The following is an 18,168-nucleotide window of genomic DNA, read 5'->3' on the forward strand; positions in this document are numbered from 1 at the left end:
CCTCCCGATCGCCGCGGCCCGAGGGGCGCGCGATCGGGGGCGGTATGACCATCCTCACAAATGGACGGGGACCATGGACGCCATACTCATCCAGATCCTGAACGGGCTCGACAAGGGGTCGGCCTACGCGCTGATCGCGCTGGGCCTGACCCTCATCTTCGGCACGCTGGGCGTGGTGAACTTCGCCCATGGCGCCCTTTTCATGATCGGCGCCTTCTGCGCCGTGACCTTGCAGAAAATCCTGACCATCAGCGTCACCACCATCGATCCCGAGAGGACCGATTTTCTCGGCAACCCGATGAAGGTGCAGACCCCCTATGTCGAGAACTGGTTCGGCCCAGAGCTGGGCGCGGCCATCATCGACTGGTCGGTGCCACTGGCGATCCTGCTGGCGATCCCGGTGATGGTGCTGGTGGGCTTCGTGATGGAGCGCGGGCTGATCAAGCATTTCTACAAGCGCCCCCATGCCGACCAGATCCTCGTGACCTTCGGCCTCGCCATCGTGCTGCAGGAGGTGATCAAGTATTTCTACGGCGCCAACCCGATCCCGATGCCCGCCCCGTCGGCCTTCAAGGGCAGCCTCGACATCGGCGCCTGGCTCGGCTTCGATCCCTATTCGATCATCTACCCTACTGGCGGCTGGTCTATTTCTTCTTCGCGGCGATCATCATCGCGGGCGTCTTCGCCTTCCTGCAGTTCACCACCTTCGGCATGGTGGTCCGCGCCGGCATGGCCGACCGCGAGACCGTGGGGCTGTTGGGCATCGACATCGACCGCCGCTTCACGCTGATGTTCGGGCTTGCCGCCGCCGTCGCGGGGCTCGCGGGCGTGATGTACACGCCGATCCTCAGTCCCAACTACCACATGGGCATGGATTTCCTGGTGCTGAGCTTCGTGGTGGTCGTCGTGGGCGGCATGGGCTCGCTGCCCGGCGCCGTGCTGGCGGGGTTCCTCCTGGGCATCCTGCAGAGCTTCGCCTCGATGAACGAGGTCAAGTCGCTCCTGCCCGGCATCGACCAGATCATCATCTACCTCGTCGCCATCGTCATTCTGCTGACCCGTCCGCGGGGCCTGATGGGCCGCCGTGGCGTGATGGAGGAATAAGCTATGCTCGGACTTGAGCGCAGAGACACACTTCTCCTGATCGCGGTGGCCGTCATCACGCTGTTCGCCCCGATCATCCTCAACCCCTTTCCGACGGGATCAGCGCTGGCGCAGTTCAACGCGGGCTATCCCGACCTGATGCAGCGCTTCGTGATCTTCGGGATCTTCGCGATCGGCTTCAACATCCTGTTCGGTCTCACCGGCTACCTCTCCTTCGGCCACGCGGCGTTCCTCGGCATCGGCTCCTATTCGGCGGTGTGGATGTTCAAGCTCTTGTCGATGAACGTGCTCCCGGCGATCCTGCTGTCGGTGATCATGGCCGGGCTCTTCGCCCTCGTGATCGGCTTCGTCAGCCTGCGCCGTTCGGGCATCTACTTCTCGATCCTGACGCTGGCCTTCGCGCAAATGAGCTATAACCTCGCCTATTCGGTGCTCACCCCGATCACCAATGGCGAGACCGGGCTTCAGCTCACCCTGTCGGACCCGCGCATCCTCGACGGCGCCTCGACGGGCGGCCTGCCGGTCACCTCGCTCTTCGGGGCCGAGATGCGCGACACCACGACGCTCTTCGTCGGTCCGTGGTCTTGGGACTTCTCGGTTGGCTACTACTTCTGCGCGGTTCTGCTGCTCGTGGCCTTCTACATCTCGGTGCGGATCTTCCGGTCGCCCTTCGGGATGATGCTGCGCGCGGTGAAGTCGAACCAGCAGCGGATGAACTACACCGGCCTCAATACCCGGCCCTACACGCTCGCGGCCTTCGTGATCTCGGGCATGTATGCGGGCCTCGCGGGCGGGCTTCTGGCGGCGATGGACCCGCTGGCGGGCGCCGACCGGATGCAGTGGACCGCGAGCGGCGAGGTGGTGCTCATGACCATCCTCGGCGGCGCGGGCACGTTGATCGGGCCGGTGCTGGGTGCGGGCTTCATCAAGTATTTCGAGAACATCTTCTCGAAGATCAACGACGGCATCCTGCACCAGTGGTTCGCCTTCATGCCCGACGGCCTTGAGAATGTCATCGTCGCCGTCCTCCACCCCTTCATCGGCAAGGGCTGGCACCTGACGCTGGGCCTCATGTTCATGCTGGTCGTCATCTTCCTGCCCGGCGGCCTCGTCGAAGGCGCGCAGCGGACCGGTCGCCTGTTCCGCCGCCGCGACCGCAACGCCGACCACATGGAATCCGACGCCGCGCGCCAGCGCGCCGCCGCGGAATAAGGAGCGCGACGATGGGCATTCTCGAAGTCAAAGGCGTCAACAAGCGCTTCGGCGGCCTGCAGGCGCTGGGCGACGTCAACCTCTCCATCAAGGAGAACACCGTCCACGCCATCATCGGCCCCAACGGGGCGGGCAAGTCGACGCTGCTGAACTGCCTCGTCGGCAAATTGATCCCGGATTCGGGCAGCGTCATGTTCGACGGGCAGTCGGTGCTTGGCCGCAAACCGCACGAGATCAACCAGATGGGCATCTCCCGCGTGTTCCAGACGCCCGAGATCTTCGCAGATCTCACGGTGCTGGAAAACGTGATGATCCCGTGTTTCGCCCGACGCGACGGCGCGTTCCGGCTGCATGCTTACGAGACGGTGCGCAAGGAGACGGGCATCCGCGAGCAGGCCGAGGAGATGCTCGCGGACGTCAACATGCTCGACAAGCGCGGCATGACCGCCTCGAGCCTGTCGCGCGGCGACAAGCGGCGCCTCGAGATGGCGATGTGCCTGGTCCAGAAGCCCAAGCTGCTGCTTCTGGACGAGCCGACGGCGGGCATGGCGCGGGCCGACACCAACAACACCATCGACCTGCTGAAGGAGATCAAATCCAAGCGCGACATCACCATGGCGATCATCGAGCATGACATGCATGTCGTGTTCTCGCTCGCCGAGCGGATCACCGTTCTCGCGCAGGGCACGCCGCTGGTCGAGGAAACGCCCGAGAACATCAAGGGTCACCCCAAGGTGCGCGAAGCCTATCTGGGCGAAGCGCAGGTCTGAACGCGGGAACGAGAACATGGCAGAGACAGCGACATTCGACCGCGATCGCAACAGCGCCGCGACCCATCCCAAATTCCTCTCGGTCTGGGACATCCAGGCCTATTACGGCGAAAGCTACATCGTTCAGGGCGTCAGTTTCGACATCCACGAGGGCGAGATCCTCGCACTTCTGGGCCGCAACGGCGCGGGGAAGACCTCGACGTTGCGCACCATCGCCCGGCTCGACAACCCGGCGCTCAGGCATGGCGAGATCTGGCTCGATCACAAGCCGCTGCACAAGATGAAGGCGCATGAGGCGGCGGGCAACGGCATCGCGCTCGTGCCCGAGGACCGGCGCATCATTCCCGGCCTCACCGTCGAGGAGAACCTGCAGCTGGCGCAGATCGCGCCGCCCGTGGGATGGTCGCTGGAGCGGATCTACGGGCTGTTTCCGCGCCTCAAGGAGCGGCGGCGACAGGAGGGCGTCACGCTGTCGGGTGGCGAGCAGCAAATGCTCGCCATCGCCCGGGCGCTGGCGCGCGACATCAAGGTGCTGCTGCTCGACGAGCCCTACGAAGGTCTCGCTCCCGTGATCGTGCAGGAAATTGCTAAGACGCTGAACGTGATCAGGGATCAGGGGATCACCACGATCATCGTGGAGCAGAACGCCGTCGCCGCGCTCAAGCTCGCGGACCGCGCCGTGATCCTTGACACAGGCTCGGTCGTCTACGACGGATCGGCGCAGGAGGTGCTCGAGGACGAGGCATTGCGTCAGCGCTATCTCGCGATCTGAGCATCAGGGAGAGAAGAGGAAAAGCTCATGACACCGCAGCTTCACGAGCCAAGCAAGGACACCGTCGCTCGCGCCCATGCCGACCGCGCCGCCTATGACCGGATGTACGCGCAGTCGATGCAGGACCCGGAGGGATTCTGGGCCGAACAGGGCAAACGGCTCGACTGGATCAAGCCCTATGACAAGGTCAAAGAGACCGACTTCACGCTGGGGCAGGTCTCGATCAAGTGGTTCGAGGACGGCACACTCAACGTCGCGCAGAACTGCATCGACCGGCATCTCGCGACGCGCGGCACCCAGACCGCCATCATCTGGGAGCCAGACGACCCGCAGGCCGAGGCGCAGCACATCACCTATCAGCAGCTGCATTCCCATGTGGGCAAGTTCGCCAACGTGCTCAAGACGATGGGCGTGCGTAAGGGCGACCGCGTCGTCATCTACATGCCAATGATCCCGCAGGCGGCCTATGCGATGCTGGCCTGCGCCCGGATCGGCGCGATCCATTCGGTGGTCTTCGCGGGCTTCTCGCCCGATGCGCTGTCGGCACGGGTGACCGGCTGCGACGCCAAGGTGGTGATCACCGCCGACGAGGCGCCCGGGCGGCCGCAACACGCCCCTCAAGACCAATGCCGACAAAGCCTTCGAGAAATGCCCCGAAGGCACGCAGATGCTCGTGGTCAAGCGTACCGGCGGCGCGGTCGAGATGGTCGAGGGCCGCGACCACTGGCTGCACGAGATGGAGGATGGTGTCTCCGACGACTGCCCGGCCGAGGAGATGGGCGCCGAGGACGAGCTGTTCATCCTCTATACTTCGGGCTCCACCGGCCAGCCCAAGGGCGTCGTGCACACGACCGGCGGCTATCTCGCCTACGCGGCGATGACGCATCGATACACCTTCGATTACCATGATGGCGACGTCTACTGGTGCACCGCCGATGTCGGCTGGGTCACCGGGCACAGCTATATCGTCTATGGGCCGCTGGCCAATGGCGGCACGACGCTGATGTTCGAGGGCGTGCCGACCTATCCCGACGCCTCGCGCTTCTGGAAGGTCTGCGAGAAGCACAAAGTGAATCAGTTCTACACCGCCCCCACCGCGATCCGCGCCCTGATGGGCAAGGGTGAGCAGTGGGCGGAGAGCTGCGATCTGTCGTCGCTCAAGGTGCTGGGCACCGTGGGCGAGCCGATCAACCCCGAGGCTTGGGAGTGGTACGACCGCGTCATCGGCAAGGGCCGCGTGCCGATCGTCGATACGTGGTGGCAGACCGAAACAGGCGGCCACATGATCACCTCCCTGCCGGGCGCGATCGCGACCAAGCCCGGCTCGGCCACCCTGCCTTTCTTTGGCGTCAAGCCGGTCGTGCTCGACCCGCAGTCGGGCGCAGTGCTGGAGGCGACCGAAGTCGAGGGCGTGCTCGCCATCGCCGACAGCTGGCCCGGTCAGATGCGCACGATCTGGGGCGATCACGACCGCTTCGAGCAGACTTATTTCTCGCAATACAAGGGGTTCTATTTCTCAGGTGACGGCTGCCGTCGCGACGCGGATGGCTATTACTGGATCACCGGCCGCGTCGACGACGTGATCAACGTATCAGGTCACCGCATGGGCACGGCCGAGGTCGAGAGCGCGCTGGTGGCACACAAGGCTGTCTCCGAAGCCGCCGTGGTCGGCTATCCGCACGAGATCAAGGGACAGGGCATCTACGCCTATGTCACGCTGATGGAAGGGGTGGAGGCCACCGACGAATTGCGCCGCGAACTGGAAGGATGGGTGCGCCGGGAGATCGGCCCCATCGCCAAGCCCGACTGCATCCAGTGGGCCCCCGGCCTGCCCAAGACCCGCTCGGGCAAGATCATGCGCCGCATCCTGCGCAAGATCGCCGAGAACGATCACGATAGCCTCGGCGACACCTCGACGCTGGCCGAGCCGCAGGTTGTCGAAGACTGATCGCCAACCGAATGAATCGCAACTGATCGCGCCACCTAGCGGGTCCACGGCGACGTGGGCCCGCCCCGACCCCGTTCTTCGTGGTTTGTTCATATTATACAGCCAAACTCATCCTGGTCGCGACCAATGATTCGGGAGCTTTGAATGGAAACCCCTAGATCGATGCCAACGCTGTCCGGCCCGACGATCTCGGCCAACCTGCGCGCGCCGGTCGAAACCCTGCCCGCCTCGCCTTCGAGATCCGACCCGCTGCCCGTCACCCGCCCGGACGCCCCGGCCGTCATCGTGCCGCGCCCGCCCGATCAGGTCAAAATGGGCCTCGTACAAGCCGCGCTGCTCGGCAATGATGTGTCGCCCAAGTATTATTCTCCCCAAGGGGTGCTCAAGCCCTGGGGCATCACCATCCGGCCAAATAGTGAACGCGCGCGGGAGCATCGCGAGGCCGACATGGAACGCGAGCGGCAAGCCACGTTCGCGCCCCGGAACCAGAACAGGATGGTGGCACGGACTTGGCCCGCCCCATCTCCGAGACGCCCCTGACCCCGCCAGAAAACATGCCGCAGGGCCTTGGCACCGGAACCGAGCCGCTGCGCGTCGCCGATTGACGCCGCGCCGTGGCCCGGTCCCGGTCGCGGGCTGCTTTCCTCGTCCGGAGAACCGGCGTATAAGCCCCCGGAACTGCTGCCCGGACGGGCGCTATACGAGGGGCCCTGAGACATGAGCGACACGACCAGCCACGACAGCGACGTCAGCTTCATCCGCGCGCTGGCGGAACTGCTGAACCAGAACGACCTGACCGAGCTTCAGGTCAAGCGCGACTACGGCGAGAACGACAGCCTGAACGTTCGCGTCAGCCGTGCCCGCGAAGTGGTCCAGCAGGTCGCCATGCCGCAGGCGTCGAGCGCCCCCGCGGCACCCGCCGCGTCGATGACCGCCGCCGCCCCTGCCGCCGCCGCCCCTTCGGATGACCCGGCGAGCCACCCCGGCGCCGTCACCTCGCCCATGGTCGGCACCGCCTATCTTCAGGCCGAGCCCGGCACGCCTGCCTTCGTGACCCCCGGCGCGCAAGTGAAGGAGGGCGACACCGTCCTCATCATCGAGGCGATGAAGACCATGAACCAGATTCCCGCACCCCGCTCCGGCACGGTCAAGCGCATCCTCGTCGAAGATGGCAGTCCCGTCGAATTCGGCGCGCCGCTGATGATCATCGAGTGAGCCCCATGTTCGACAAGATCCTCATCGCCAATCGCGGCGAGATCGCGCTTCGGGTCGTGCGTGCCGCGCGCGAGATGGGCATCAAGAGTGTCGCGGTGCATTCGACCGCCGATTCGGATGCCATGCATGTCCGCATGGCCGATGAGGCGATCTGCATCGGGCCGCCGCCCTCCTCGCAATCCTATCTTTCCTTCCCTGCGATCCTCTCGGCCTGCGAAATCACGGGCGCGCAGGCGATCCATCCGGGCTATGGCTTCCTATCTGAAAACGCCGCCTTCGTGCAGGCGGTCGAGGACCACGGGCTGACCTTCATCGGCCCCTCGGCCGAGCACATCCGCATGATGGGCGACAAGATCACCGCCAAGGACACGATGAAGGCGCTCGGCGTGCCTTGCGTGCCCGGCTCGGATGGCGGCGTGCCGAGTGTCGAGGCCGCCCGCAAGGTCGCCGCCGAAATCGGCTACCCGGTGATCATCAAGGCCACCGCCGGCGGCGGCGGACGCGGTATGAAGGTCGCCAAATCCGAGGCCGAGATCGAGCGCGCCTTCCAGACCGCGCGCTCCGAATCCAAGGCCGCCTTCGGCAATGACGAAGTCTACATCGAGAAGTACCTTACCACGCCGCGCCATATCGAGATCCAGGTCTTCGGCGACGGCAAGGGCCGCGCTGTGCATCTGGGCGAGCGCGACTGCTCGCTACAGCGGCGCCACCAGAAGGTGCTCGAGGAGGCGCCCGGCCCCTGCATCACGCAAGAACTGCGTGACCGCATCGGCAAGGTCTGCGCCGATGCCGTGGCCAAGATCAAGTATTCGGGCGCGGGCACGATCGAGTTCCTGTTCGAGAATGACGAATTCTACTTCATCGAGATGAACACCCGCCTGCAGGTGGAGCATCCGGTGACCGAGGCGATCTTTGGCGTCGATCTCGTGCGCGAGCAGATCCGCGTGGCTTCGGGCCTGCCGATGTCGTTCACCCAAGACGACCTGCACATTCGCGGCCACGCGATCGAGGTACGGATCAACGCCGAGAAGCTGCCGAACTTCGCGCCCTGCCCGGGCCGGATCACGCAGTATCACGCCCCCGGTGGCCTCGGCGTGCGCATGGACAGTGCGCTCTATGACGGCTACCGGATTCCCCCCTATTACGACAGCCTGATCGCCAAGCTGATCGTGCATGGCTCCGACCGGGCCGAGGCGCTGGCCCGGCTCAACCGGGCCTTGGGCGAATTGATCGTCGATGGGGTCGACACCACCGTGCCGCTGCATCACGCGCTCCTGGGTGAGCCCGACATCTTGGCGGGCAATTACAACATCCACTGGCTTGAGCGGTGGCTCGAACAAACGCTGCAAGGGTAGGACGGGGGGCCGCGCATGTCCCCTGCCCGGCTCACGCCCGAGCTGCTGCTGCATGGCTACGCGCAGGGCGTGTTCCCGATGGCCGAAAGCCGGGACGACCCGGAAATCTTCTGGGTCGACCCGCGCCAGCGCGGCGTGCTGCCACTCGACGATTTTCGCATCTCACGCAGCCTTACACGGCGGATGCGCCGGGGTGGCTTCGAGATCGTCGTGAACGGCGATTTCGAAGGGGTGGTCGCAGGCTGTGCCGAGCGGCCTGAAACCTGGATCAATGACGAAATCTTCAATCTCTACGCCGCGTTGCACCGCATGGGGTTCGCCCATTCGGTCGAGGTACGCCATGAGGGCCTGCTCACGGGTGGCATCTACGGGGTAACACTGGGCGGGGCATTCTTTGGTGAAAGCATGTTCTCTCGCCGCACCGACGCATCGAAATTGGCGATGGCTTGGCTGGTGGACCGCTTGCGGCTGGGCGGCTTCACCCTCTTCGATGCACAGTTCCTGACGCCGCATCTTGCCAGCTTGGGCTTTGTCGAAATTCCACGCGCACGCTACCGCGCGGCACTGTCGACGGCACTGGAGCGACGGGGCGATTTTCTCGCGCCCGGTGCTCCAGCCCCGGTTCAGGACGTCTTGCAGCGTAAGGCCCAGACGTCGTAACGCGGGTGGTCCATCGCGTTGAGTGCGGGGGCCGAGGCGATCATCCAACCCTGAAACACCGGCGTCTCAACCTGCTGATATCGCACGATCAGCCGCTCATAGGCGTCACCCGCCGGATTGTCGGCTGGATAGCGGCACTCGTCGAGTTTGATCGACAGGTGGCCGACAGTCGCGCTCTCGCCCGTGGCGAGGTCGAGGTCGGTGACCGCTCCGGTGATCTTGTCGAGCACGCGCAGCACACCGCCGGGCGCCTGCGCCGCCTGCTGCGCGCCCGCCGGGGCGGCGAGCAACACCAGAGCCAGCGCCGCGCGGCGGATCATTCGGGCTGCCACGCGTCGTAATCCTTGGTCGCGACGGGGGCCGCGCGACGGATTGATCCCGCGGGCGCATAAGCCTGCGCGGTGCCGGTGTGGTTCGGCTCGTGCGCCTTCTCCCAAGGGCGATGGACCATGGGGCGCGTGGTCGGCGGCTCGTCCCAGGTCCGGTGCAGCCAGCCATGCCACTCCGGATCGATGCGGCTCGCCTCGATTTCGCCGTTGAAGATGACCCAGCGCTTCGAGTCGTCGGCGTTGCGATAAAAGATGTTGCCCTGCTTGTCCTCGCCCACCTTCTCACCCTTGCGCCAGGTGAAAAGCTGGGTGCCGAAGGTCTGACCGTTCCACCAAGTGAAGGTCCGCTTGAGAATGCTGCCGAGGCTCATGACTGGTCTCCTGTCCTGCGCCCCGTCATGCCGCAAAGCAGGCGCGAGGTCCAGTGGTCAGCGGGGCCTCAGCGCAGCCGCGCCGTGACCTTCAGCTCGATCCGCAACGCGGGCTCGGTGAGGCCACTTTCGATCATCGTCGCAGCCAGCGGCATCGTCCCCCAGACCGGGCGGAGCAGCGGCCAACAGGCCGGGAATTCGGCCCGGTCTGGCAGCATGTGAGTGACCCCCACCACGCGTTCCATGCCCGATCCCGCTGCCTCCAGCGCCGCCGCGACGTTGGCCAAGGCAGCTTGGCACTGCGCCTCGATGCCCTCGGGCAGCGTCATGCTGGTATAGTCGTAGCCTGTGGTGCCGGAGACGAAGACCCACCCATCGCAAAGGACGGACCGGCCGTAGCCGATCCGTCCCTCGAACTCCGATCCGGACGTGAAACGCTCCATCGCCTCAGCCCGCGGAGGCAGTTTCCTTCTTCGCGCCGTCGGCGTGGATCATCAGCGGCTTGCCGTCGCCGACCGCCTCCTCGTTGACCACCACCTCGGTGACGCTTTCAAGGCTCGGCAATTCGAACATCGTGTCGAGCAGGATGCCCTCCATGATCGAGCGCAGGCCGCGCGCGCCGGTCTTGCGTTCGATCGCCTTGCGCGAGATCGCCTTGAGCGCATCCTCGGTGAAGGTGAGCTTGGTATCCTCGATGTCGAACAGGCGCTGGTACTGCTTGACCAGCGCGTTCTTGGGCTGGGTCAGGATGGTGACCAGCGCCTCTTCGTCGAGATCGGTCAGCGTCGCGATCACCGGCAGGCGGCCGACGAATTCGGGGATCAGGCCGAACTTGAGCAAATCCTCAGGCTCCAGATCGCCGAAGATCTCACCGATGCCACGATCGTCCTGACCGCGCACATCGGCGTTGAAGCCCATGGCCGATCCCTTGCCGCGCTGCGCGATGATCTTGTCGAGACCGGCGAAGGCGCCACCGCAGATGAACAGGATGTTGGTGGTGTCGACCTGCAGGAACTCCTGCTGCGGATGCTTGCGCCCGCCCTGCGGCGGCACGGAGGCCACGGTGCCCTCCATGATCTTCAAAAGGGCCTGCTGCACCCCCTCGCCCGAAACGTCGCGGGTGATCGAGGGGTTGTCGGACTTGCGGGTGATCTTGTCGACTTCGTCGATATAGACGATGCCGCGCTGCGCCCGCTCGACGTTGTACTCAGAGGCCTGAAGCAGCTTGAGGATGATGTTCTCGACATCCTCGCCGACATAGCCCGCCTCGGTCAACGTCGTCGCGTCCGCCATGGTGAAGGGCACATCAAGGATACGGGCCAGCGTCTGCGCGAGCAGCGTCTTGCCGCAACCGGTCGGGCCGATCAGCATTATGTTGGATTTCGACAGCTCGATGTCGCTGGCCTTGGCCGCGTGGTTGAGCCGCTTGTAGTGGTTGTGGACTGCGACCGAGAGCACGCGCTTGGCATGCATCTGGCCGATCACGTAGTCGTCGAGCACGTCGCAGATCTCGCGCGGCGTCGGAACGCCCTCGGCGGATTTCAGGCCGGAGCCCTTGGTCTCTTCGCGGATGATGTCCATGCACAGCTCGACGCATTCGTCGCAGATGAACACGGTCGGTCCCGCGATGAGCTTGCGCACCTCGTGCTGGCTCTTTCCGCAAAAGCTGCAGTAGAGCGTGTTCTTGCTGTCGCCGCCGGACGTGCTTGCCATATCGAACCCCCGGGCCATCGGCCCTGCTTTATCTCTCGGTCTGCCCTTGCTTGAACGATAGGGCAGCCATTTCGTGGCCACAACGCCAAAATCCCGGCGCGGCGGTGACGGTCACCCCCTGCCGAGGGGATGACCGGCGCCGGATCAACCGGCGGTGTTGGGCGTCTTGTCGTCGCCTTGCGACCGGCTGGTCAGGATCTCGTCGATCAGGCCCCAGTCGCGCGCCTCGGTCGGCGACATGAAGTTGTCGCGCTCCAGAGCGGCCTCGACCTTTTCGAGGGGCTGGCCGGTGTGGTGCACATAGATCTCGTTGAGCCGGTTCTTGAGCTTCTGCGTTTCGGCGGCGTGGATCATGATGTCCGTCGCCTGCCCCTGATAGCCGCCAGAGGGCTGGTGTACCATGACACGGGAGTTGGGTAGCGAGAAACGCATGCCCTTTTCGCCAGCAGTGAGCAGGAGTGAGCCCATCGAGGCTGCCTGCCCGATCACCAGGGTCGAGACCTTGGGCCGGATGTATTGCATGGTGTCGTAGATCGACAGGCCGGAGGTGACGACACCACCGGGGCTGTTGATATACATCGAGATCTCTTTTTTCGGGTTCTCGGCCTCGAGGTGCAGGAGCTGCGCGACGATGAGCTGGCTCATGCCGTCATGCACCGGGCCGTTCACGAAGATCACGCGCTCTTTGAGCAGCCGCGAGAAGATGTCATAGGCGCGCTCGCCCCGGCTGGTCTGTTCGACCACCATCGGCACGAGGTTCATGTAGGTCTCAACGGGATCGTGCATCTGCTCTGCCTTTTCGGGAACGCTTGCGTCTCATGCGGATCTTGTCCTGACAGAGTCTTAGTGGTCCGCTCCGGGGGTTTCAACTGCACCTCCCTTCCGGCGTCCCCCGGAAGGGGCCGCTCGCCACACCCCGGCAGAAGGGGTCTCGCGAGCGGCGCCCGTGACCGTCCGGCAGCGAAACGGCCATGGTCCTCGTGCGCCCTGCACCTTAGTCGTCTCCGCCCGTAAGCAGAAATATCAGGAACGCGACCACCACCAGACCTGCAAGGGCGGCCACCATCGTGGCGATGGTCATGGCGTCCTCATGGGTCGTGTCGTGTCAGGCTGAAACGCACGCGTCGGTGCGAGGTTCCGCCGCGTTGCGGCGTGTCAGACCATCGCCTCGGGCACACCCGGCAGGTTGCGCCCCAATCGCCAGGCCGGTCGCAGCGGATAGGGCAACAAGAACCCCTTGCGCAGCTCGGGCACTTCGGCGCGATCAGCATGGACCATGCCGCGCCAGCGTGCCACCAGCGCGCGGCCGCTTTCGCCCTCGCGCGGGAGGCGTCGGGGCCCATCCAGTGCGACATGCAGGCCTCCATCAGCGGCATCACCTCGACCCCCGACGACAGCCGCACCCCCGCCTCGGTGTCCCAATGCATGGAGCGGCCATTGAGGTTGGCCGAGGAAACGATGGCATCCCTGCCGTCGGCGATGGTGACCTTGGCATGCACATAGATGATGGGCGCGCGCCAGATCCGCGCACGCGGTCCGCGGTCTTCCTTGGTGGCGCGCCTTGGCGCGGCGGGCGACACGATCAGGGCCCGATCGCCGAAGGCGCGGGCGATCTTGCGCACGCAGCGCGCCTGGAGGTAGTCGCCGTAACGGGCATCGACTCCGGCCGCGGAAAAGGCCGCGTCCTCGGGGGCGGCAGGAAGCACGAGGACGAGGCCGAGATCGGGCTGCGCATGCGCCGCGCGGGCCAATTCGCGCGCCAGATCGCGGTCGCGCATGAACTGCGTCTCGATATAGAGAAGGTCGCGCGCGCCCGAAAAGACGTTGCGCTGCGCATCGAAAATTTCGGACACCTTGCGCTCGGGCGACATACGCAGCACGGCGGGGCTGCGATGCGCCGACAGCGTGCGAATAACGCGGCCCGTGGGCTCGGGCGTACCGCCTGAGTTCACCGCGAGATAGCTGTCGAGATGCCGGTGTGCATCCGCCACCGCCGAGCCGCCCATGAGCAGCTGCACGTCGTGCCATGTCTCCTGCGCGGGCCGGTCGTGCCGCAGCGTGTCGTAGCGGCGGTCGTCGAGATCGAGCCCGCCGATATAGAGCCAGCGGTCATCGAATATGGCCAGCTTTTGGTGATGCGTGGCGAGGTACAGCTCAGGGATCGGCCAGCGCTTGGCCACCAGCTGCCCGCCGCGATAGGCCAAATGCCCTTCGAGGCCGGGCCTGAGGCGCAGCATCTCCTCGCGCTCCTCCTCGGGCAGCGCGCCGATCTGCCGCGCGGTGTCGCGCAGCCTGCTCCAGGTCTGGTACCATAGGAGCGCGCGCGGCACGGCCCCCACTCGTGCGGGGTGCATCGCCGCCCGCAGCTTGAGCCGTTCGGGATGGCCCGAGGCCTCGCCTGCCGCAATCAACCCGCGCATCGCGTCCCAAGTCATCGCATGCATCGCGTTGACCGCGATCGGATCGAAATCGGTGATGGCGATCTCGACCTCAAGCCCTTCGCGCAGCTTGTGCGCGATCAGGTCGAACCAGATCTCACCGATTTTGCGGGCGCTCTCCGAATGCAGCTGCGTGAAGGGATCAAACACCCGGAACGACATGCGCACCCGTTTGGTGGCCTCAAGAAAGCACCGCTCGAACACCGGGTAGGCCTGCTCCGCGGTGATCAGCGGCATCGGCACCTCCGGGTCGTCCGGCAGGACCGGGTCGGGCAAGGCCTCGCGACCCCAGCGCGCATGCGCGGGATCGTTCTCGGCATAGTCCGTGTCGGTCTTGGAGGTGCCGCGCCGCTCGCGCAGCGGGAACCCCATGCCGTCTTGTCTGCCGCGCGTCATCAGTAATCCTGTGGGTCATATTGCATTTCCCGAACCGGGAACCGGGTCGAGAGCTTGTAGACCCCCAACTCATGCCGGGTTTCGCTGGGTCCACCGAGCTGTGCCGCAAAGGCCTGAATGAGGTTGGTCCCGAGGCCTTGGGCCCGCGGGCGCATGGTGGTGGCATCTCCGTTTTCGGTGGCGGCGGAGTTGGCGATCTCCAGACATACCATATCCTCGGCCTCGCGGCGAAGCGAGACCGCGACCCAAGGCTTGCCGTTCTCGCCGGGAGCCGCGTTGCTCAGCGCATTGGCGAGTGCCTCGGAGGTGAGCAAGGACAGCGGTACGGCCTGATCGGGCAGAAGTTCCAGATCCTCGAGGTCGAGCTTGGTTTCGAGATCCGTTCCTGCTCCGGAGGCGACGCTTTGCTGTGCCACGATCTCGCGCAGCAGCCGAGCGGCATTGACCCGGCCCACATCCTGGCTCTCGTAGAGCGTGCGGTGAATCGTCGCGAGGCCAAGCACCCGATCCTGAAGCCGACTCAAAATCTCGCGGGTCGTGGCGTCCGGCGTGCGTCGCATCTGCATCGACATGATCGAGGAGATAAGCTGCAGGTTGTTCTTGACCCGGTGGTGCACCTCCTTGAGCAGGATGCCGCGCTCGCGTAGCTGGTCCTCGACCCGAGCCTCGTCCTGCAGGATATTGCCCGCCATCTGCACGAACTCGCCCTCGATCTCGCGCAGTTCGCGCGACATATCGCCCGTGCTGGCCTGTGCTGGTAGCTGCCGGTTGGCACCGAACCGCCGCATGGATCGGCCCAGATTGCGGACATGGCGGATCACCAGCCGATGAATCGCGTAATAGGCCACCAGCAGGCTCGCGGCCCACATCAGGATCGGAAACAGGCTGGGCAGGAGCGGCGACGCGAACCCCTCGGAGGCGGGCCAGATCCCCAAGGCAAAGACCGCCCCCGTCACCAGCGGCGTCACCGCATAGACAAGTCGTTCCCCATCAGGCGACAGACCGGCAGTGGCGGTCGGGCGCAGACCGGTCTGCGACGACAGATCGAAATCCTCGGGCAGCAGCGTCTCGAGCGGCCGATCCGGGTTCTGCAGGGTCAGGCGCTCGCCCAACTCGTTGTAGGTCACGAGCTGGATCGGGCGGCGCTCGGCCGCGATCAGTCCGGCGGGGGCGGCGATGCGTCGCTGCGGGATGGCGAGCTGCACGTATCCCATGAACTGCCCGTTCTCCTCGATCGGGCTTGCCACGTTGATCACCGGCTCATCCGCGATCTCGGGCCGTTGGCTCAGAGTGACGATGGTCGAAGGCGTCACCGACATCTGCTTCCAGATGCCGGTGTCGCGCATGTCGAGCGGCTGTGCGAGCGAGGAGCAGCGCATGGTGCCGTCGGAATCAACCAAACCGATCATCGCATAGAGCCTGCGCCCCTCAATGTAGCGGTTGAGGTAGCTCGAACAGCTTGTTGGATCGTCAAGTTCGTCGATGACCACGCCAAGCGCTTCGGCCACGCCGAAGGCGCGCTCGATGGTCTGTTCCACCGGCGCGCCGGCCTGCGCGGTAAGCGCAAGCAAGGAAAGTTCGGACCGCCGCAATGTCTCACGCTGAAACTCGGCGGTTTGATAAATCGCAATCAGTCCGATGGGCATAAGCGCGATAGTCAGGAAAGCGACCACGCGCAGCACCAGCCCATGCGCGCTGAACCAGCCGCCGGCTTGCGCCGTCCGGTCCCGCTCCCCTGTCGTGTCCGTCACAAGTGAGGCCCGCCTTGTGCCGCCAGAACGGCCATGGTCGCCTCGTCCGTCATGCTGAGATTGTCGCCCTCATCGAGATGCAACAACTCGGCCAAACGTACGCGCGCGCGGTTGGCCCGGCTCTTGATCGTGCCGATCGCCACGCCGCACATTCCCGCAGCCTCCTCGTAGGAAAAGCCCGAAGCCCCCACCAGAGCCAACGCCTCGCGCTGCTCGTCGGGAAGCTGCGCGAAGGCCCGCAGGAAGTCGTTCATCTGCAGACGGCCGTCATGCGCAGGTTTCTCCGCAAGGCTCGCCGTGAACACGCCATCGACATCCGCCACCTCGCGCTGTGCCTTGCGGCGGCCCGAGTAGAAGGTGTTGCGCAAAATGGTGAACAACCACGCCCGCAGGTTCGTGCCCGGCTTGAACTTGTCGAAATTGGTCCACGCCTTGACCACCGTGTCCTGCACGAGGTCATCGGCCTGGGCGCCATTACGCGTCAGCGACAGCGCAAAGGCCCGCATGGCCGGGAGGTGCCCGACCAGTTCATCTCTCGGATCCTGATGGCTCATTCTAGCCCCTGCCCACCTTGCCTACATGCGCCGATTCCCGGTCCGGCTCTGGCTGGCTGGTCTCGGACGATGCGTTCGCCGCACCCTCACCGGATCGCAGCTTCGCCAGAAGGTCCGTGAACCTGTCCGGTAGCGCCTCATCGGTGAGCTGCTGGAACGCACGTTTGAGGTGGGCGTCAATATCGCCGCGCGCGTTCCCTTGGTCCCGCTGTGTCATTCCCGCTTATACCCTCGTCATTTTCGGCAGCCTCGCATAGCATGACTGCATCATGGAACCACAATGCCGATGGCAGCGTTCGGTTCCAGAAAAAATGAATTTGGGGACTCTCAGCCGATGACGACAACCACCACCGCACCCGACCTCGCCACGGTGATCGGGCACGAGCTGCCCTATCTGCGCCGCTATGCGCGGGCGCTGACAGGAAGCCAGGACAGCGGTGATACCTACGCCGCAGCCACCCTTGAGGCGATTCTCGAGGATCGCTCGGTCTTCGATACCGACTCATCCCCGCGGACGGCGCTGTTCCGGGTCTTTCACCTGATCTGGCAAAGCTCCGGCGCCCCGGTCTCCGGTGACGAGAGCGGTCTTGCCGCCGCGGCGCAGGCACATCTGGCCAAGCTGACCCCGAACACCCGTGAAGCCCTCCTGCTCAATACCATCGAAGACTTCTCCACCGCGGAGATCGCCGACATCATGCAGACCGACGTGGACGAGGTCGAGCATCTCGTGAAGATCGCGCGTCAGGAGATGGAAGACAGCATTTCGGGCCGCATCCTCGTGATCGAGGACGAGGCGATCATCGCCATGGACCTGCAATCGATCGTTTCAGACATGGGCCATGCCATCACCGGTGTTGCGCGCACCCGCAACGATGCCGTGCGCCTCGCCCAGCAGGAAAAGCCCGATCTCGTTTTGGCCGACATCCAGCTCGCCGACAATTCCTCGGGCATCGACGCGGTGCGCGACATTCTCGAAGCGCATGGCAACCTGCCGGTGATCTTCATCACCGCCTTCCCCGAACGCCTGCTCACGGGCGAGCGTCCCGAGCCGGCCTTCCTGATCTCCAAGCCTTACGGCGAGGAACAGGTGCGCTCCGCAGTGAGCCAGGCGATGTTCTTCTCTTCGACCGGCCCACTGCACGGCTGAGTTCCGACATGCTCCCCGCCGCTCAGGCGGCGGGGGCCACCAATGCCTGAACGTGGCGGCGAACCGCCTCCGGCACGATCGGTCTCGGCTCGATGAACCATCCCGGCGCGAGCGGACCAGGAGGCGTCACCCGATCGGTTATCACCACCCGCTTCACCCCCTGCCTGAGCGCTTCATGCGCAAAAAGTCTGGCGCGCTGCTCGGCCTCCACACCGACGAAGGCGAGATCGGCCGTTTCCAAAGCCCCCAGAAAAGCGTTCATCTGCGGTAGGCCGCGCAGGATGTGCACGGCGACGTCGGGGCGGCATTCGCTGATGATCTCCATTAAGTCCTGCGCCACAAGCGGGACGCGCTCGACGATCAGTACGTTCATCATTCCAATACCTTGTTTCCGAGCCGACAATCGGCCCCACATGGAACATTCCGAACGACC

Annotated in this window: 18 protein-coding genes and 2 pseudogenes; 10 read left to right on the forward strand and 10 right to left on the reverse strand. The window is 65.0% G+C overall.

Annotated features, from left to right (window positions below):
• Nucleotides 1-73 precede the first annotated feature (73 nt).
• The 9 genes and pseudogenes from MBELCI_RS10750 (at nucleotide 74) to aat (ending at nucleotide 9,036) form a co-directional block, all read left to right on the forward strand.
• Nucleotides 74-1,104 (forward strand): annotated as a pseudogene (locus MBELCI_RS10750) (branched-chain amino acid ABC transporter permease).
• Nucleotides 1,105-1,107: 3 nt separating this feature from the next.
• Nucleotides 1,108-2,316, forward strand: a complete 1,209-nt coding sequence (locus MBELCI_RS10755; protein WP_021694229.1) for a branched-chain amino acid ABC transporter permease — start codon at nucleotides 1,108-1,110, stop codon at nucleotides 2,314-2,316.
• 11 nt (nucleotides 2,317-2,327) lie between these two features.
• On the forward strand, nucleotides 2,328-3,086 hold the full coding sequence (locus tag MBELCI_RS10760; protein WP_021694230.1) for an ABC transporter ATP-binding protein: 759 nt from the start codon (nucleotides 2,328-2,330) through the stop codon (nucleotides 3,084-3,086).
• A gap of 16 nt (nucleotides 3,087-3,102) precedes the next feature.
• The gene (locus MBELCI_RS10765) at nucleotides 3,103-3,858 is read left to right on the forward strand and encodes an ABC transporter ATP-binding protein (RefSeq protein ID WP_021694231.1); all 756 of its coding nucleotides are present in this window, start codon (nucleotides 3,103-3,105) and stop codon (nucleotides 3,856-3,858) included.
• A 27-nt stretch (nucleotides 3,859-3,885) separates the two neighbouring features.
• A pseudogene (gene acs / locus MBELCI_RS10770) lies at nucleotides 3,886-5,832 on the forward strand (acetate--CoA ligase).
• A gap of 118 nt (nucleotides 5,833-5,950) precedes the next feature.
• Nucleotides 5,951-6,346, forward strand: coding sequence for a hypothetical protein (locus MBELCI_RS10775; RefSeq protein ID WP_131505537.1), 396 nt, complete (start codon nucleotides 5,951-5,953; stop codon nucleotides 6,344-6,346).
• 177 nt (nucleotides 6,347-6,523) lie between these two features.
• On the forward strand, nucleotides 6,524-7,021 hold the full coding sequence (accB, locus tag MBELCI_RS10780) for an acetyl-CoA carboxylase biotin carboxyl carrier protein (RefSeq protein ID WP_021694234.1): 498 nt from the start codon (nucleotides 6,524-6,526) through the stop codon (nucleotides 7,019-7,021).
• A 5-nt stretch (nucleotides 7,022-7,026) separates the two neighbouring features.
• Entirely contained in the window at nucleotides 7,027-8,376 is a 1,350-nt protein-coding gene (gene accC, locus MBELCI_RS10785) for an acetyl-CoA carboxylase biotin carboxylase subunit (protein ID WP_021694235.1), read from the forward strand.
• A gap of 15 nt (nucleotides 8,377-8,391) precedes the next feature.
• The gene (gene aat, locus MBELCI_RS10790) at nucleotides 8,392-9,036 is read left to right on the forward strand and encodes a leucyl/phenylalanyl-tRNA--protein transferase (RefSeq protein WP_045320017.1); all 645 of its coding nucleotides are present in this window, start codon (nucleotides 8,392-8,394) and stop codon (nucleotides 9,034-9,036) included.
• Here aat and MBELCI_RS10795 read toward each other — a convergent pair.
• The 9 genes from MBELCI_RS10795 to MBELCI_RS22290 form a co-directional block, all read right to left on the reverse strand.
• On the reverse strand, nucleotides 9,000-9,356 hold the full coding sequence (locus tag MBELCI_RS10795) for a DUF2155 domain-containing protein (RefSeq protein WP_045320018.1): 357 nt from the start codon (nucleotides 9,354-9,356) through the stop codon (nucleotides 9,000-9,002). The genes aat and MBELCI_RS10795 overlap by 37 nt on opposite strands.
• Nucleotides 9,353-9,736, reverse strand: coding sequence for an NADH:ubiquinone oxidoreductase subunit NDUFA12 (locus tag MBELCI_RS10800; RefSeq protein ID WP_021694237.1), 384 nt, complete (start codon nucleotides 9,734-9,736; stop codon nucleotides 9,353-9,355). Before MBELCI_RS10800 ends, MBELCI_RS10795 begins: the two co-directional genes overlap by 4 nt.
• A 68-nt stretch (nucleotides 9,737-9,804) precedes the next feature.
• Nucleotides 9,805-10,179, reverse strand: a complete 375-nt coding sequence (locus MBELCI_RS10805; RefSeq protein ID WP_045320019.1) for a Rid family hydrolase — start codon at nucleotides 10,177-10,179, stop codon at nucleotides 9,805-9,807.
• 4 nt (nucleotides 10,180-10,183) lie between these two features.
• On the reverse strand, nucleotides 10,184-11,449 hold the full coding sequence (gene clpX / locus MBELCI_RS10810) for an ATP-dependent Clp protease ATP-binding subunit ClpX (RefSeq protein ID WP_021694239.1): 1,266 nt from the start codon (nucleotides 11,447-11,449) through the stop codon (nucleotides 10,184-10,186).
• A 144-nt stretch (nucleotides 11,450-11,593) separates the two neighbouring features.
• On the reverse strand, nucleotides 11,594-12,235 hold the full coding sequence (locus MBELCI_RS10815; RefSeq protein WP_021694240.1) for an ATP-dependent Clp protease proteolytic subunit: 642 nt from the start codon (nucleotides 12,233-12,235) through the stop codon (nucleotides 11,594-11,596).
• 302 nt (nucleotides 12,236-12,537) lie between these two features.
• Nucleotides 12,538-14,283 (reverse strand): phospholipase D-like domain-containing protein, encoded by a 1,746-nt coding sequence (locus MBELCI_RS10820; protein ID WP_021694241.1) that lies wholly within the window; start codon nucleotides 14,281-14,283, stop codon nucleotides 12,538-12,540.
• Nucleotides 14,283-16,034 (reverse strand): sensor histidine kinase, encoded by a 1,752-nt coding sequence (locus tag MBELCI_RS10825; protein WP_021694242.1) that lies wholly within the window; start codon nucleotides 16,032-16,034, stop codon nucleotides 14,283-14,285. Before MBELCI_RS10825 ends, MBELCI_RS10820 begins: the two co-directional genes overlap by 1 nt.
• Nucleotides 16,031-16,588: an RNA polymerase sigma factor gene (locus MBELCI_RS10830; RefSeq protein WP_045320020.1), complete on the reverse strand. Its 558-nt coding sequence runs from the start codon at nucleotides 16,586-16,588 to the stop codon at nucleotides 16,031-16,033. Before MBELCI_RS10830 ends, MBELCI_RS10825 begins: the two co-directional genes overlap by 4 nt.
• A 1-nt stretch (nucleotide 16,589) precedes the next feature.
• A complete protein-coding gene (locus MBELCI_RS22290) occupies nucleotides 16,590-16,805 on the reverse strand; it encodes a NepR family anti-sigma factor (RefSeq protein WP_045320021.1) in 216 nt (71 codons plus the stop codon).
• A gap of 117 nt (nucleotides 16,806-16,922) precedes the next feature.
• Between MBELCI_RS22290 and MBELCI_RS10840 the strand changes: the two genes are divergently transcribed.
• Nucleotides 16,923-17,735, forward strand: coding sequence for a response regulator (locus MBELCI_RS10840; RefSeq protein WP_021694244.1), 813 nt, complete (start codon nucleotides 16,923-16,925; stop codon nucleotides 17,733-17,735).
• Nucleotides 17,736-17,757: 22 nt separating this feature from the next.
• Here the strand turns inward: MBELCI_RS10840 and MBELCI_RS10845 are convergent, their stop codons facing one another.
• Nucleotides 17,758-18,150: a hypothetical protein gene (locus tag MBELCI_RS10845; RefSeq protein ID WP_145973716.1), complete on the reverse strand. Its 393-nt coding sequence runs from the start codon at nucleotides 18,148-18,150 to the stop codon at nucleotides 17,758-17,760.
• Nucleotides 18,151-18,168 lie beyond the last annotated feature (18 nt).

It is taken from the genome of Limimaricola cinnabarinus LL-001, assembly GCF_000466965.1.
Taxonomy (GTDB): domain Bacteria; phylum Pseudomonadota; class Alphaproteobacteria; order Rhodobacterales; family Rhodobacteraceae; genus Limimaricola; species Limimaricola cinnabarinus.